General features: G+C 60.3%; 17 protein-coding genes. 4 read left to right on the top strand and 13 right to left on the bottom strand.

Annotated elements, in window-relative coordinates:
• Positions 1 to 162 precede the first annotated feature (162 nt).
• Entirely contained in the window at positions 163 to 939 is a 777-nt protein-coding gene (locus OU694_RS02435; RefSeq protein WP_308909421.1) for an MlaA family lipoprotein, read from the top strand.
• Positions 940 to 988: 49 nt separating this feature from the next.
• Here OU694_RS02435 and ettA read toward each other — a convergent pair whose 3' ends face one another.
• Positions 989 to 2659 carry an energy-dependent translational throttle protein EttA gene (gene ettA / locus OU694_RS02430; protein ID WP_308909420.1) on the bottom strand — a complete coding sequence of 557 codons (1671 nt, stop codon included), beginning with the start codon at positions 2657 to 2659 and terminating at the stop codon, positions 989 to 991.
• A gap of 96 nt (positions 2660 to 2755) precedes the next feature.
• On the opposite strand from ettA, the gene OU694_RS02425 reads away from it, so the two are divergent.
• Both OU694_RS02425 and OU694_RS02420 read left to right on the top strand, forming a co-directional pair.
• Positions 2756 to 3358, top strand: a complete 603-nt coding sequence (locus OU694_RS02425; protein ID WP_308909419.1) for a methyltransferase family protein — start codon at positions 2756 to 2758, stop codon at positions 3356 to 3358.
• Between the two features lie 70 nt (positions 3359 to 3428).
• Positions 3429 to 3881: a hypothetical protein gene (locus tag OU694_RS02420; RefSeq protein ID WP_308909418.1), complete on the top strand. Its 453-nt coding sequence runs from the start codon at positions 3429 to 3431 to the stop codon at positions 3879 to 3881.
• Positions 3882 to 4643: 762 nt separating this feature from the next.
• On the opposite strand, the gene OU694_RS02415 is transcribed toward OU694_RS02420, so the two are convergent.
• Positions 4644 to 5054: a GFA family protein gene (locus OU694_RS02415; protein WP_308909417.1), complete on the bottom strand. Its 411-nt coding sequence runs from the start codon at positions 5052 to 5054 to the stop codon at positions 4644 to 4646.
• A gap of 4 nt (positions 5055 to 5058) precedes the next feature.
• Complete coding sequence (locus OU694_RS02410) at positions 5059 to 5730, bottom strand: glutathione S-transferase family protein (RefSeq protein ID WP_308909416.1); 672 nt, start codon at positions 5728 to 5730, stop codon at positions 5059 to 5061.
• A gap of 162 nt (positions 5731 to 5892) precedes the next feature.
• Here OU694_RS02410 and OU694_RS02405 point away from each other — a divergent pair, with 162 nt between their 5' ends.
• Entirely contained in the window at positions 5893 to 6210 is a 318-nt protein-coding gene (locus tag OU694_RS02405) for a hypothetical protein (protein ID WP_308909415.1), read from the top strand.
• Between the two features lie 15 nt (positions 6211 to 6225).
• Here the strand turns inward: OU694_RS02405 and OU694_RS02400 are convergent, their stop codons facing one another.
• The 10 genes from OU694_RS02400 to OU694_RS02355 all read right to left on the bottom strand — a co-directional run bounded on the left by OU694_RS02400 (position 6226) and on the right by OU694_RS02355 (position 14294).
• A complete protein-coding gene (locus tag OU694_RS02400; RefSeq protein WP_308909414.1) occupies positions 6226 to 7221 on the bottom strand; it encodes an alpha/beta fold hydrolase in 996 nt (331 codons plus the stop codon).
• A 3-nt stretch (positions 7222 to 7224) separates the two neighbouring features.
• On the bottom strand, positions 7225 to 9117 hold the full coding sequence (locus OU694_RS02395) for an NAD(P)-binding protein (protein WP_308909413.1): 1893 nt from the start codon (positions 9115 to 9117) through the stop codon (positions 7225 to 7227).
• A gap of 57 nt (positions 9118 to 9174) precedes the next feature.
• Positions 9175 to 9654 carry a glutathione peroxidase gene (locus OU694_RS02390; protein WP_308909412.1) on the bottom strand — a complete coding sequence of 160 codons (480 nt, stop codon included), beginning with the start codon at positions 9652 to 9654 and terminating at the stop codon, positions 9175 to 9177.
• 56 nt (positions 9655 to 9710) lie between these two features.
• Positions 9711 to 10520 (bottom strand): PhzF family phenazine biosynthesis protein, encoded by an 810-nt coding sequence (locus tag OU694_RS02385; RefSeq protein WP_308909411.1) that lies wholly within the window; start codon positions 10518 to 10520, stop codon positions 9711 to 9713.
• Positions 10521 to 10599: 79 nt separating this feature from the next.
• Positions 10600 to 10959, bottom strand: coding sequence for a Spx/MgsR family RNA polymerase-binding regulatory protein (locus OU694_RS02380; protein WP_308909410.1), 360 nt, complete (start codon positions 10957 to 10959; stop codon positions 10600 to 10602).
• Positions 10960 to 10962: 3 nt separating this feature from the next.
• Positions 10963 to 11886 (bottom strand): cation diffusion facilitator family transporter, encoded by a 924-nt coding sequence (locus OU694_RS02375; RefSeq protein WP_308909409.1) that lies wholly within the window; start codon positions 11884 to 11886, stop codon positions 10963 to 10965.
• Positions 11887 to 12009: 123 nt separating this feature from the next.
• Positions 12010 to 12513 carry a F0F1 ATP synthase subunit B family protein gene (locus tag OU694_RS02370; protein WP_308909408.1) on the bottom strand — a complete coding sequence of 168 codons (504 nt, stop codon included), beginning with the start codon at positions 12511 to 12513 and terminating at the stop codon, positions 12010 to 12012.
• A gap of 2 nt (positions 12514 to 12515) precedes the next feature.
• Positions 12516 to 13139, bottom strand: a complete 624-nt coding sequence (locus OU694_RS02365; RefSeq protein WP_308909407.1) for a F0F1 ATP synthase subunit B family protein — start codon at positions 13137 to 13139, stop codon at positions 12516 to 12518.
• A gap of 123 nt (positions 13140 to 13262) precedes the next feature.
• Entirely contained in the window at positions 13263 to 13487 is a 225-nt protein-coding gene (locus tag OU694_RS02360; RefSeq protein ID WP_289505338.1) for a F0F1 ATP synthase subunit C, read from the bottom strand.
• A 57-nt stretch (positions 13488 to 13544) separates the two neighbouring features.
• On the bottom strand, positions 13545 to 14294 hold the full coding sequence (locus OU694_RS02355) for a F0F1 ATP synthase subunit A (RefSeq protein WP_308909406.1): 750 nt from the start codon (positions 14292 to 14294) through the stop codon (positions 13545 to 13547).
• Positions 14295 to 14319: the final 25 nt, after the last annotated feature.

Below are 14319 nucleotides of genomic sequence, written 5' to 3'. Positions count from 1 at the left end.
TTGTAAAGGCGAGTTTCGGGGTCGCAGCCTCACGAATTCTTGACACTGACTGTAACAAAAATATTTTGACCCGCCCCGGACACAACCGTATGTGGATCGAAAGGTACTTGACCCATATCTTGAATCAGAAGCGCAATAATCCCCTGAAAGAGTGCACTGATCATGCTTAAAAGCTTCCCCATCCGGCCCGTATCGGCGGGCTTGGCGCTATTGGCGCTGTCAGCGTGCGCCAGCGTGCCGCCGCCGTCTGGCGTCGTCAATCCGGATGATCCCTACGAAGGTTGGAACCGCAAGGTTCACTCCTTCAACATGGGTGTCGACAAGGCGGTGATGCGCCCTGTTTCCAACACCTATTCGGCGATCACGCCGAAGCCGCTGAAAGAAGGCATCACCAATATCCTTCGCAACATCCGCCAGCCGTGGATTTTCGTGAACGACCTGTTGCAGGGCGAATTCGGCCGCGCCAAGGGCACGTTCGACCGCTTCTTCCTGAACACTGTGTTCGGCCTTGGCGGCATCTTCGATGTAGCCCACGCGGCGGGCCTTGAATATCACGAGGAAGATTTCGGCCAGACGCTTGCCGTTTGGGGCGTGAAGCCCGGTGCGTATCTTGTGCTGCCCTTCCTTGGCCCCTCGAACCTGCGTGACGGCCTCGGCTTCGGGGTCGATTTTGTCGGCAACGTCGGTGAGATTGGCCTCGACAAGATGGATGTCGAAGGCCTGCAAATGACCCAGCTGACATTGAAGGTGATCGACGCGCGCTACCGCGCCACCGGCACGTTCGAGGCGCTGGATCAGGAACGCGATTCCTACACCTTCATGCGCTCCGCCTGGCTGCAGAACCGCCAGTTCGAGGTCCTGAACGGCCGGATGGCCAAGCAAAACACCGAAGAGCCCGACCTGTTCGACGAGCTTGAAGGCGACGAAACCGAAGAATGAAAAAAGGGGCCGAAATGGCCCCTTTCCTTTTTGACTGTTGCCTGTCCGCTCAGCGTTCGAAGCGGCGGAATTTCAGCCGGTGCGGCTGGTCGGCATCCACGCCAAGGCGGCGCTTCTTGTCTTCTTCATAGGCTTCGAAGTTGCCTTCGAACCATTCCACATGGCTGTCGCCTTCGAAGGCGAGAATGTGGGTGGCGATACGGTCAAGGAAGAAGCGATCGTGGCTGATAACCACGGCGCAGCCCGCGAAATTCTCGAGTGCTTCTTCAAGGGCCGAAAGAGTTTCAACGTCCAGATCGTTGGTCGGTTCGTCAAGGAGCAGAACGTTGCCGCCGTTTTTCAACATTTTGGCCATGTGAACGCGGTTGCGCTCACCGCCCGACAGGAGACCGACCTTCTTCTGCTGGTCGCCGCCCTTGAAGTTGAAGGCGCCAACATAGGCACGGGTGCTGATCTCGGTTTTGCCGAAATAGAACATGTCGTGCCCGCCCGAGATTTCCTCCCAGACGTTCTTGTTGGGGTCAAGCGCATCGCGGCTCTGGTCCACATAGCCAAGCTCGACAGTGTCGCCGATGGTGATCTCGCCCGCGTCCGGCTTTTCCTGACCGGTGATGAGCTTGAAGAGCGTGGTTTTACCGGCGCCGTTCGGGCCGATGATGCCCACAATGCCCCCGGGCGGCAGCGAGAAGGAAAGATTGTCGAAGAGGAGCTTGTCGCCAAACGCCTTCGTCAGGCCGTTGGCCTCGATCACCTTGCCGCCAAGACGCTTGGGCGGCTGGATCTTGATCTGCGCCGTGCCGGCCACGCGCTCGTTCTGCTGTTCCAGCATTTCGTCGTAGGCCTTGATACGGGCTTTCGACTTCGCCTGACGGGCTTTCGGGCTCTGGCGGATCCACTCGAGCTCCGAATTAAGCGCTTTCTGGCGCGAGGCCTCGGCACGTTCTTCCTGCGCCATACGCTTCGCCTTGGCTTCGAGCCATGCCGAATAGTTGCCTTCGAACGGGATCGGGCGACCACGGTCCAGTTCCAGCACCCAGCCCACCACGTTATCGAGGAAGTAGCGGTCGTGGGTGACGAGGATCACGCAGCCCTTGTAGCCCTGCAGGAAGCGCTCGAGCCACGCGACGGTTTCAGCGTCAAGGTGGTTGGTCGGTTCGTCGAGGATCAGGAGTTCCGGCTTTTCAAGGAGCAGTTTGCAAAGCGCCACCCGGCGCTTCTCGCCGCCCGAAAGCTTGTCCACCGACCAGTCACCCGGCGGGCAGTTCAGCGCGTCCATGGCTACTTCGGCCTGGCCTTCAAGGTCCCATGCGTCGGCGGCATCGATGATTTCCTGCAGTTCGCCCATGCGGGTGAGGAGATCCATATTGTCCGGGTCTTCGGCATATTGCATGGCGACGGCATTATATTCGTCGAACTGCGCCTTGATACCGGCGAGGCCTTCCATCACGTTGCCAAGCACGTCCTTCGAGGGATCAAGCTGCGGTTCCTGCGGCAGGTAACCAACGCGCACGCCTTGGGCCGGCCATGCCTCGCCCGTGAAATCCTTGTCGTAACCCGCCATGATTTTCATCAGCGTCGACTTACCGGCGCCGTTCGGGCCGATGATCGCGATCTTGGCGTCGGGCAGGAAGTTGAGCGAAATATTGTTCAGAACCTGCTTGCCGCCGGGATAGGTTTTCGACAGCTTCTGCATCTGAAAGACATACTGGTAGGATGCCATGGAAAAGGTCCTTCGAATTCGAGGGGAAAGTTGGCACTCTGTTAGCCCAATACGGGCCGGATCACAAGACCGGACCCACATGAGGGGGAGAAGGATATGACCGGCGTAACACTTCACACACTGCTGCCCGTCGGCCTGATGGTCGTCATGGGCGGCGGCATGATCTGGCGGTCGGAATGGCTGCGGCGCACGCAGGGTGTGAACCCCTACCGGCTCGTCTCGGACGACAGCCCGATGGGGGAGATCGGCCGCTGGTACAAGATGGCCGGGCTCATCACCACGCTTTATGTGATCGGCCGCCTTTTCCTGCCGCTTGACAGCCTTGTCGGCTGGATCCATGCCGCCAGCATGCCCGCCGTTTTCTGGGCCGGCACCATCATCGCCGCCAGCGGCATTGCCTTCGCGCTGACCGCACAGGCAACCATGAGCACCAGCTGGCGGATCGGCATCCCCTTGGACGAACCCGGCGCCCTTGTCGACCGCGGCCCCTACGCCATCAGCCGCAATCCCTTCTTCCTCGGCACCGCCGTCTATCAGATCGGCCTCACCCTCATGATGCCCTCATGGCTGATGCTGGCCACAAGCCTTCTAATGGCAGCCTGCGTGAATATCCAGGTGCGGATGGAAGAAGCGTTTCTGGAGGCGCACATTGGCGAGCCTTACAAGGCCTACAAGGCGCGGGTGAGAAGGTGGATTTGACTCCAGTTTCAACCGAAACCTGATAATATTCACCTGTGGTTGCATGTCGGCACGCCAGCAGAGGGATATCATGTCCAGGCTCTATTACCCGCCCGAAAAACCGTCACAGGACTTCCCAACCTTCAAGACCGCCGCGCCCGGTGGCGAGCCGCCCGGCGCTGGTGGCACCGAGGCAGGCGAGGCGATCAAGAAGGTCGCGCTGCTCGTGCCCGCCGAGCTTATCACCGCCTTCACCGGCCTTGTCGGCTTCTGCATGAATATCGAGGCACCGGGCGTCCGCATGGCGGTTTTCGCTGTCTGCTTCATCATCTGCTGGGTGCTGACCCCTTTTTACCTGAACAAGATGGCCGAAGCGGGCAAGCCCAAGCGCAATCACCTGATCGTTTCCACCGTGGCCTTCCCGGTGTGGGCTTATCTGACGGTCGGCTATCAGGTGGTGCCGGACTATTATGACCCCGGCATCGCGGGGATCAGTGCCATCCTCTTCAGCGCCATCAGCGGCGTCATCCCGATGAACCGTTAGGGAGCAAACCCGCACAAACCGTCATGCCGGGCCTGACCCGGCATCCAGCGGCGCTTGAAGCAAACATGGACCCCGGATCAGGTCCGGGGTGACGAGGTGGTTTCGTTTATCGGCGCACCCAAAACACAAACAGTCACTATCCCTCATCGTGCATCAAAGGAATATTCCTCTGCATGGCTTTATCTTCAACGGCGGCGAGAAAACTCTGGAATTGGCTAGGCGTGAAGTATGCAGACAGAATTCTGGCTTCTGATCCATCTTTCAGATCGAAGTGTAGTTTACGTGCGGACCACCCCGTATCTACCAAGGTGATAGAGCAAATTGATTCCCACGGAGTCTTGTGTGTCCGCGACGAGCTCAGCCCAACAATCCCCTCTTCATCAAGCACAAAAGCAGGACCTGGGCGGCACCACCTTACTAAGGCAGGCATTAGTAAAAAAAGGACCATTGGAGGAAGAAAGAGGGCTCGAACGCGGTGCTTCACGGCGGGATCATCCAAGGGCAAACCCGCAAAAAAACCCTTGTAAATGTAGTAAAAACCCAAGCACATCATAGCCATGTATAGGAACAGAGTGACTAGTAAACGCCAGTTCCTGTATGTAAGAATCTCTTGGTTCATTTTATTCGCCGGACGACTCTGAGCAAAATCTCTACTCTCATTGCAGAAAATAAACCTCCTCATGCCGGGCCTGACCCGGCATCCAGCGGCGCTTAAAGCAAACATGGACCCCGGATCAGATCCGGAGTGACGGCAATGGCCGCTCACCCATGCGGGTCAGCCGGGAAGGTATCGACCCCGTCGAGCTTTTCTTCCAGATGCGCCCAAGGCAGGCGCGTGGAAAGATAGGTCTCCCCGGTCGGCACCAGCTTTTCGGGTTCGTCCATGAAGCCCACATGCAGGTGGATTTCGCCGGGCCAGCGCTCGCCCTCGAAGCTGACCGGGCTGCCGCAATCGGCGCAAAAGCGGCGGATGACGCCGGGGGACGAGACGACCTTCTTGGGCGCCTTGCCCCTGAACATCACGGCATGTGCGGCGAAACCGGCATAGGTGGCGAACGCGGCGGACGTCGCCTTGCGGCAGCTGGGGCAGTGGCAATGGCCGACCCACAGGGGCTCGGCCACCACATCCACCTTCACATTGCCGCAGAAGCAGCGTCCGGTCAGTTTCACCATGCCCTCACCCGGCCTTGCGCGCGGCGGCGGCCACGACGAGGTCGAAGACCTTCTGCATGCGGCCATGGCTCGCATGCACCACGGGCTCGTCCTTCACGCTCTCCCACCAGGCGGTGACATCGGCATTGATCGCCAGCGCATCCACATCGAAACGCGCCACCGCATTTTTGAAATGGAACATGATGGGAATCATCGCACAGTCGGCAATCGTCCAGCTGTCACCCACCGCGCGCTTGCCGCGCTTTGAAAGCGCCCAGCCCAGCAGGTTGACGGCTTTCGGGAAATCTTCGGTTTTCGCCTTTTCGATCTTGGCGTCATCGCGGATGCCGCGGAACACAGCGACCGACATGGGGCTCATGCCCGCCGCGATATAAAGATCGATGATGCGGCAGATCATCTGCACCTGCGCGCGGGCATCGGGGTCCGCCGGCAGCAGCTTGGGGCCGTCCAACAGCCCGTCCAGATACTCGGCGATCACCTGGCCTTCGATCAGCAGCGAACCATCGTCTTTCAGCAGGAACGGGATCTTGCCCGTGGGGCAGATGCGCAGATGCTCCTCCGATTTGAAGCCGCCCGGCACGCCGGGGGTTTCCACCTTGTCCACCTGACCCTTGAGGTCCAGCAGGATCAGGTTGCGTTCATAGAAAGGCGACAGACTAAGGCCGCAAAGTTGCATGGGTTTTCCCTCCCTTGATCGCGGCTACCTGAGCGCCGCCCGAGGAGAGCTTACAACCATAATCGCCGCCGGCTCAAGGCTGGACCGCAGCGTCCAAAAAACGTGATAATGCGCGCAATGATTGTTATCATGCCTTGGAAATTGTTCCCGGAGGGATAGACTATGCAAAGGCATTTCCTGATTCTGCCACTGGCTTTCGCAGGCGCCGCCTGTTCCGTCAGCTATGAAGCGCGGGTGGAAGCCTTTAATGACCGGCAGCAGAAACAGTTCGATGAATGCATCGGACCAGCGCCCGATGCCCTTGCCGAGTTCAGCGGTAGCTTGACGGCATGCGGCAAATGCTCATTCAGTTCGCGCCGTACGCGCTCAGCCGATGGTAAATCCTGCGAAATGACCCTGTTCCGGACCGATCCGTGGGAAGGGGCAACGCTGGAAGAGTGCGACCAGCAATTCAGGGAATGGAAGCGGTGGCAAGGATAGACACGCCACTCGCTGTCAAATCGTTGCCAGCCAATCCAGCAGCGCTCTGTTCACATCGTCCGCGCGTTCCTGCTGGCTCCAGTGGCCGCAGCCCATGAGGTCCAGCCGGGTGTAGGGACCGCTCACCCGCTTTTCCATACCGTCGGCAAGGGTTGGCGGGCAGGCGCGGTCCATCTCGGCTGTGATCATCAGGCAGGGTTCCGGCACCTTCGGCAGCAGGCCGTCGGCGTCCAGAAACTGTTTCTGGTCCTGCCAGTTGGCTGCCATGTTCCTGTACCAGTGGATCGGCGCCGTAAAACCACCTGCCGTATAGGCCGTCACATAGGGCGCGAGATCGGCGTCGCTCATCAGCGCTTCCCCGCCCCAGTGATCCGCGCCTTTTTGCAGCAGCGTCAGGAGATCGAGGCTCTTTTCCGAGAAGGGTACTTCATCCGGCCGCCGCGAGGTCGGCGCGGGCTTGCGCATGAAGAAACGGAAGGTATTCAGCACGTCGGCTTCCAGAAGCGGCTCGCACGCACCTTCTTCCTGGAAACGGACGATATACATGTCCTCGCCGAAGCGCTGGCGGAAGAGCGTGATGGGATCAACCGGATAATGCGGCATCAGGGGCACGTTGAGCCCCGCGTAACCAAGCGCCCTGCCGGGCATGTAGAAAGGCAGCGACCACAGGAGGAGTGCTCCCCAGTCATGGCCCACCAGAACGGCCTTTTCGATTCCGTAATGATCTAGAAGCCCGCGTACATCGCCCGTCAGCTTCTCCATCGTGTAATTCTCGCGACCCTCGGGCTTGCCCGAAGCGCCATAACCGCGCAGGTCCGGCGCGAAGACGGGGTAACCGGCGGCGGAGAGCGCCTTCATCTGGCTCCGCCAGCTATAGGCAAGCTCAGGGAAACCATGCAGGAAAAAGACCGGCGGTTTGCCGGCGCTGCGCCAGTCCTTCGACCCCATGCGATAGACGGCGAGGTCGATATCCTTCAGCCGGACGGTTTCGGGCGCAGGCCAGTCTGTCATGTCTTATCCCCCGAATTGTTCCCTCACGGCGCGTACCGCCGCATCGATGGCCCCGTCCACATAGGCGAAGGCCGAAGCATCGCTCCCCGCGATGGATATATTGCCAACCTGCTGGCGTGCCCGAAGGTGCGGCCCCATGGCCGGGCTCCAGGTCGGGTCGTCCCACAGTTCGTTATATTCGTAGGCATAGCCGTGCGGCCAGCGGTTCACCGTGATCGCGGCAATATCGCGTTCGGCATCGAAGGCGCTGCCAAGCCCGCCCTTGAGGAGCGACAGAACCTCGGCCTCGTAATCCTCGAACGTCATGGCATACATCTCATGCCGGCCGGCCACATGCTGGTCACGCGAAGGCATGCCGGGTGCGCAGGGCACGTGCGACAGGTGCGCGATGATCGGATCGTCCGGATTGTCGGCAAAACGGTAGTTGCCGATGCTGACCGGGAAATCGAGCGCGGCCTGATGCAGTTTCTTGCCCGGCGCGAAGAAGGAACTGATGCCGTTTTCGGCAAAGGCATGCCAGTTGGTCAGCGCCACGTTGATATAGGCAAGCGGCACTTTCTTGGGCCAGCGGATTGCCTCGATCTGTTCTGCTGGCAATTCGGGCAAGATGTACGGCAGGATATGGGCATAACCGGCGAAGATGACCTTCGCGCCCGTCACCCGTTCCGCCCGCCCGTCGCGCACATAGGTTACTTCCGCGCCCTCGCCCGTGTTGGCGATATTGACAGCGGTGGAACGCAGGCGAATGCGCACGCCGTTCTCGGCGCGGTCCAGCCTGTCATAATGTGCTCGGGCCTCGACCCCCTCTTCCATGCTGCCAGCGCGAAGCGCATCGGGCATGAGATCGGCGACAATCATCCGCGCCACCCCGGCGTTGCCATCCGGGAAGTGGAAGATATAAGGCTCTTCCCCATGCGGGCCATAATCGAAGGTGCCTTCGTCAAGCTTCAGCCCCTCGGTCGCGAAATGCCCCTCGCGCACGGCTTCAAGCGCCGACACGGCATCCCAGCCAATCCCCCAAAGGCCCAGCGACGTGCGGCCAAAGAGACTGTAGATACCATCCGAAATCCCGGCATGGGTTTTCAAACAGTGCTGCAGCGAATGCGATTTCAGATAGGAGGCCCGCGCCTCGATGGGCATGTCACCCAGCCAGTCGGGCTTTTCAAGCACAAGGCGGCGGAAAGCGGCAAGCTCCTCGGCCGGGAACGGCAGGCTATCGATCAGCGCTGCATATTCGGCCTTTTCTTCTTCCGTGGACCACGACCAGCCGAGCCCCCAGTTGCCCGCTTCGCGCACCTTCAGCAGCCGGTCGCTGCCGTAGGTTTCCTTGTCGAGGTAAGTGGCTGTACCAAGGTTGCGGCGAGATGCCCACGAACGGTCGTAATAGCGGTAGAATTTCTCGGTCTCGATCCCGAGCGACTGGATAAACTCGCGTGCTGCCGGGCTATAGCTTTTGGGGCTGTCGATCGACTGGCTGCCGCCATAACCGATAAGCCGCTTGCCCTTGACCAGAAATTCGTTGCGCTTGGCGTGGCCGCCGAAATCGTCGTGGTTATCAAGGATCAAGATGCGGGCGCTGGCGCCCAGCCGGTCCCGCGCGAGCCGGGCGGTGGTCAGCCCGCTGATGCCGCCGCCAACGACGATCAGGTCATAGGGGCGGTCCACCGCTTTCTTCGGCCGGTCGAAGACCTTGCCTTCCCATGAGATCGCGTGGGCAACCTCGAAGCTGCCTTCATGGCTGCCACGCATGCCGGTGCGTTCGGGCGGATAGACCCATTTGGTGTCACCCGCAATCAGCCCTTTTGCGAGTGCCTCTGCAGGGGCAAGGCCGAAGGCCGCCCCGGTGATCGCAACCCCGTTCAGGAAGTCGCGCCGTGTGATCGATCGTCTCGCCATCATTCTCCCCCGGCGTGAAACTGGAAACGCGCCTTCATGGCGTCTGGTTGTCGGGCCCTACAGCAAGGCCTCGATATCGGGCCGGATCGCGTCGGGTTTGGAGATCGAGGCAAAACGCCTGACCACATTGCCTTCGCGGTCCAAGAGGAACTTGGTGAAGTTCCATTTGATTCGCTCGGACCCGAGGAAGCCTTTGCGGGCCTGTTTCAGGAACTTATAAAGCGGCGCCGCACCCCGCCCGTTCACATCGATTTTCGAGAACATCGGGAAGCTGACGCCATAATTGATCTGGCAAAACTCGCCAATATCATCTTCCGAACCGGGCTCCTGCGCGCCGAACTGGTTGCACGGGAAGCCAAGGATTTCAAAGCCCTTGTCCTTGTAATCCTTATAGAGCTTTTCAAGCCCCTCATACTGCGGCGTGAAACCGCATTTGGAGGCGGTGTTCACGATAAGGAGCACCTTGCCCCGATAGTCAGCAAGCGCTTGCGGCTTGCCATTCAGCCGCGGCATTTCGAAATCATAGACTGTGGTCATCACGCTTCCCCCGGAAAGCAGCCCTGCCCTGCCACCCACGGGCAGGCCACCGGCCATCAATGGGAAAGGTAGAGCGCTCCGCGCATGACTTCAACGGCTGATCCTGCAAGCTCGATACGATCACCTTTCACCGTGATCCAGATCTCGCCCCCGCGCGCCGAAATTTGCAGGGCATGCAGGTCATTCCGGCCAAAGCGCTCGGCCCAATATGGCCCCGAAAGGCAGTGGGCAGAACCGGTGACCGGATCTTCCGGGATGCCATGGTTCGGAAAAAAGCAGCGCGAGACAAAATCGACCCCGTCGGTGCCCGGTGCGCTCGCAATGAAGCCATAGGGCGCGTAGGCCTGCAGGGCGCGCATGTCGGGATGCAGGCGCTGGATGGTCTGGGGGTCGCGGTAAATCAGCAGATAGTCCCGCCCCCGGTGCAGCACGGCTTCAGGGATTGCGCCCATCGCTTCGGCGAGGCCATCAGGCGCTGTCACAGGCGTCGGCGTCAGGGCGGGCATATCGAGCGCCAGCTTGCCGTCTGCACGCTTCGCTACCTGCAGGATGCCCGAGCGCGTCGCGAAGCGCACAAGCTCCAGCGCAGGCTCCAGATGCCGCATCACGACAAGTCCCGAGGCAAGCGTGGCATGGCCGCAAAGGTCAACCTCCAGCGACGGCGTGAACCAGCGCAGGTCATAATCCGCTTCCGTGCGGTCGGCTCGCGGCACGATGAAAGCGGTCTCGGACAGATTGTTCTCGCGCGCGATCGACTGCATCACCGAAGTGTCGAGAAATTCGGGCACCGGGCAGATTGCTGCCGGATTGCCGCCGAATGCCTTGCTGGTGAAGGCGTCCACCTGATAAATCGAAACTTCCTGCATCGCTGTGTGTCTTCCCTGTTCGGGTTATAGGATATCATGGATGGACGGTCTTGGGTGCCGCCCTTGTCTCATTGCCTGATCAGGCTGCAGCCCAGGTGCGGATGGCATCCTGATCTTTCGGTGCGAAACCGAGCCTCCAGTCGCCGTCCTTGTGCCAGACAGGGCGCTTGATCACCGATGGCTCCGCCAGCATCAGCGCGATGGCGCCGTCGCGATTTTCGGCAGCCGCCTGCCGGGCCGCATCGAACTTGCGCCACGTCGTGCCGCGCCGGTTGATGACCTGATCGCCCCCAAGCGCATCCAGCATCGCACCCGCCAGCTCCGCCGTCAGGCCATCCTTGCGGAAGTCGTGGAACCTGTAGGCGATGCCCGCCTCATCAAGCGCCACGCGCGCCTTTTTCACCGTGTCGCAGTTGGGGATGCCGTAAAGCGTCAGCATGGGTCAGGTTTCCTCCTTTGGCATGGGCACCTCGGCCGCTGTCAGCTGGCCGGAATATTCTGACGGCGGGTCGATATGGATCAGGATCTCTGCGTTCGGGAAAGCTTCGCTGAGCGTAGCCTCGATCTCATCGCCCACCAGATGCCCTTCACGGACTGTCATCTCGCCGTCGACCTCGATATGAAGCTGGATGAAGCTGTCGCGGCCCGCGTGGCGCGTCTTCAACTCGTGCAGGCCGCGCACATCCGGGTTGCCCATCACAAGGTTGAAAATCGTCTCGCGGTCGGCATCGCTGAATTCGCGGTCCATCAGCATATCGATGGCATTGCGCCCGATCCCATAGGCCCCGTGGCCGATATAGAGCGCTATCAGGATACCGAAAATACCATCGGCTTCCGTGAAGCCTGTACCTGCGATCAACACGGCGGCAATCACCGCCGCATTCATCAGCAGGTCCCCCTGATAATGGAGATGGTCACCCGCCACTGCGATTGAGCGCGTGCGCGCCACTACAAAGCGCTGGAACAGCACAAGGCCGAGCGACAGGACGATGGAAAGGACCGAGACGGCGATAACCGGCCCGGTCGCCTGCACCGGCATCGGGTTATAGAGCCGCGCCGATGATTCCATGAGGATGAAGAAAGACGAGGCCATGATGATGCCGGACTGGATCAAGCCCGCGATGGCTTCGGCCTTGCCGTGGCCGAAACGATGATCTTCATCGGGCGGCATCACTGCCATTCGCACAGCAAGGAAAGTGATGGCGGAGGCCAGCAGGTCAAGCGCGCTGTCAGCCATCGAACCGAGCATGGCAACCGATCCCGACGCCCACCAGACAAGTGTCTTGGTAACGACAAGCGTTGTCGCCACGCCCATCGAGGCGAAGGTGGCAAGGATCATCAGGCGGTCTTGGGCTGCGCGGGTCATGGGCGGTCCGTCATGGAAGTTTGGTAACGTTTTCTAGCCCCTTGCCGCGCTTGCCACCAGCCCAAAAAAGAAAACGCCCCGGCCAGCCGGCCAGGGCGTCAATCTTGTCACGTGTCGTGCCGCTTAGTGCAGCAGCGTGTCGATATCGCCAATCGCAGCGTCGATCACCTTGCCACCGGCTGCACCTTTAAGCGCATTCGCCAGCACGTCGGTGGCGGCAGCCACGGCAACGGTCACGGCCACAGCTTTCACTTCCTTGATGGCAGCAGCTTCGGCCTGCGTGATTTTCAGCTCGGCCGATGCAGTGCGGCGTTCCACCATGGCTTTCATGTCGGCCTTGGCTTCCGCGATCAGGAGTTTCGCGTCTTCCTTGGCCTGTGCCACGATATCGGCAGCTTCTTTCTCGGCATCGCGCTTCTTGCGCTGGAAGTCCGACAAGAGCTTGGCGGTTTCTTCGCGGAGCGCTGCAGCTTCGTCGATCTGCGCCTTGATGGCGGCAGAGCGGGCGTCGAGGGCAGCCGCGATATTCTTGTGTGCCTTGGCGTAAATCACGCCGCCGACAAACACAACGAACGAACCGGCGACCCAGAAGGTCGGATCAAGGTAGAAGGGTTCACCAGCAGCCATGATCAAGCCCCTTTCGCGGTTTCAAGCGCAGCCTTGACGGCGGCAGCCACAGCCTTGTCGTCGGCTTCTTCACCGGCGAGCTTCGTGACGATCTCGCGGGTCACGTCCGTCGCCACACCTTCGATCGAGGCCATCGCTTCGGCTTTCGCGGCGGCGATGCGCTTCTCGGCAGCGTCAGTCTTTTCACCAAGCTTGGCGTCGAGGTCGGCTTGCACCTTGGCGATTTCAGCTGCCATTTCAGCCTTGGCTTCCACCATCACGGCCTGTGCCTTGGCGCGGGCTTCGGCAAGGGCTGCTTCGTAAGCGGCCTTCACTTCTTCAGCTTCACGCTTCTGGACTTCGGCTGCATCAAGGTCTGCCGCAATCTTTTCCTCGCGCTCTTCCAGCACCTTGGTCACACGTGGCAGGGCCATGCGCGATACGATGAGGTAAAGAACAACAAAGGTGAGGAACAGCCATACGAGCTGCTCTTCATAGGTACCGATATTGAGCTGGGGCAGACCGCCCTCCTGGCTCACTTCGGTATGTGCCTCGACTGCGGCGTCATGTGCGTCTGCCACAGCCTCTTGGGGCGCGGCAACGGCTGCCTCGGTCTCGGTGGTGTGCGCGTCTTGAGCTTCCGCCATCACATGCCTCAAAGGCTAGATATTCAACAGTGGGATGCGGGGCCGTGCCCGTATCCGTTCAGGATGCGGCAGGGCGCGACAGCAATCGGCGTCGCGCCCCGGCAACCTTGGCGTCCGATCTTCTTAGGTGAAGAGGATCAGGAAGGCGATCACGAGCGCGAAGAGGCCGGTTGCCTCGGTCAGCGCGAAGCCGATCAGCAGGTTGGTGAACTGGCCTTTGGCAGCCGACGGGTTGCGCAGGGCGCCGCCGAGGAAGCTACCGAAAATGTTGCCGAGGCCGATACCGATACCGGCGAGAGCGAGGGTGGCGATGCCAGCACCGATCATCTTTGCTGCTGCGAGTTCCATGGTGTTTTCCTTTTCGAGTTGGATAGGGTCAGATAAACCGAGTTTTCCGGCCTGCTTTTAGTGCGACGGATGCATTGCGTCGTTCAGGTAGATGCAGGTCAGGATGGTGAACACGTAGGCCTGCAGGCAGGCTACGAGAATTTCGAGGCCCGTCAGAAGAACGTTGACGGTGAAGGGCACAACGGCGCCGAGATAGCCGGCGAGGCCGACAGCGCTCATCGAGATGATAAAGCCCGCGAAGACCTTCATCATGATGTGACCGGCAAGCATGTTCGCAAACAGACGAACCGACAGGCTGATCGGGCGGGTGCAGTAGGAAATCACTTCGATGACGACGAGCAAGGGCAGCAGCCACACCGGCACGCCCGAAGGGGCGAAGAGGCGCAGGAAGCCGGCGCCGTGCTTGATGAAGCCGATCAGCGTGACGCCGAGGAAGACGACGATCGCCATGCCGAAGTTGACAATGATATGGCTCGTCACAGTGAAGCTGTAGGGCAGCATCCCGGCGAGGTTACAGCCGAGGATGAACATGAAGAGCGTGAAGATGAAGGGGAAGTAAGCCTTGCCTTCACGGCCGACGTTTTCCTTCACCATGCCGGCAACGAAATCGTAGAAGACCTCGACCATCGCCTGCCAGCGGCCCGGAACGAGCGCGGCCTTGCGCATGCCACCAACGAGGAAGAAGGTAATGGCCACAACGACCGCAACCATCCATGCCGAGCTGTTGGTGAAAGAGGCGTCGATCCCGCCAATCGAAAACTCAGCGATCGGTTTGATCTGGAATTGCTCAAGCGGACTATGTGCCACGAGTATCGCCCCTGTTTTTGTCACA

It is taken from the genome of Pseudokordiimonas caeni, from assembly GCF_026719705.1.
Taxonomy (GTDB): domain Bacteria; phylum Pseudomonadota; class Alphaproteobacteria; order Sphingomonadales; family Kordiimonadaceae; genus Gimibacter; species Gimibacter caeni.
The sequence above is the reverse complement of the archived record's forward strand: the minus strand, read 5'-3'. Positions and strand labels throughout refer to the sequence as shown.

Bases quoted from the DNA above. Each gene is read 5' to 3' on its own strand.
- OU694_RS02380 (WP_308909410.1), bottom strand. From the start codon at position 10,959: ATGCTGACGCTTTACGGCATCCCCAACTGCGACACGGTGAAAAAGGCG.
- OU694_RS02365 (WP_308909407.1), bottom strand. From the start codon at position 13,139: ATGGCGGAAGCTCAAGACGCGCACACCACCGAGACCGAGGCAGCCGTT.
- OU694_RS02375 (WP_308909409.1), bottom strand. From the start codon at position 11,886: ATGACCCGCGCAGCCCAAGACCGCCTGATGATCCTTGCCACCTTCGCC.
- OU694_RS02390 (WP_308909412.1), bottom strand. From the start codon at position 9,654: ATGACCACAGTCTATGATTTCGAAATGCCGCGGCTGAATGGCAAGCCG.
- OU694_RS02370 (WP_308909408.1), bottom strand. From the start codon at position 12,513: ATGGCTGCTGGTGAACCCTTCTACCTTGATCCGACCTTCTGGGTCGCC.
- OU694_RS02395 (WP_308909413.1), bottom strand. From the start codon at position 9,117: ATGGCGAGACGATCGATCACACGGCGCGACTTCCTGAACGGGGTTGCG.
- OU694_RS02410 (WP_308909416.1), bottom strand. From the start codon at position 5,730: ATGCAACTTTGCGGCCTTAGTCTGTCGCCTTTCTATGAACGCAACCTG.
- OU694_RS02415 (WP_308909417.1), bottom strand. From the start codon at position 5,054: ATGGTGAAACTGACCGGACGCTGCTTCTGCGGCAATGTGAAGGTGGAT.
- ettA (WP_308909420.1), bottom strand. From the start codon at position 2,659: ATGGCATCCTACCAGTATGTCTTTCAGATGCAGAAGCTGTCGAAAACC.
- OU694_RS02405 (WP_308909415.1), top strand. From the start codon at position 5,893: ATGCAAAGGCATTTCCTGATTCTGCCACTGGCTTTCGCAGGCGCCGCC.
- OU694_RS02400 (WP_308909414.1), bottom strand. From the start codon at position 7,221: ATGACAGACTGGCCTGCGCCCGAAACCGTCCGGCTGAAGGATATCGAC.
- OU694_RS02385 (WP_308909411.1), bottom strand. From the start codon at position 10,520: ATGCAGGAAGTTTCGATTTATCAGGTGGACGCCTTCACCAGCAAGGCA.
- OU694_RS02425 (WP_308909419.1), top strand. From the start codon at position 2,756: ATGACCGGCGTAACACTTCACACACTGCTGCCCGTCGGCCTGATGGTC.
- OU694_RS02420 (WP_308909418.1), top strand. From the start codon at position 3,429: ATGTCCAGGCTCTATTACCCGCCCGAAAAACCGTCACAGGACTTCCCA.
- OU694_RS02360 (WP_289505338.1), bottom strand. From the start codon at position 13,487: ATGGAACTCGCAGCAGCAAAGATGATCGGTGCTGGCATCGCCACCCTC.
- OU694_RS02435 (WP_308909421.1), top strand. From the start codon at position 163: ATGCTTAAAAGCTTCCCCATCCGGCCCGTATCGGCGGGCTTGGCGCTA.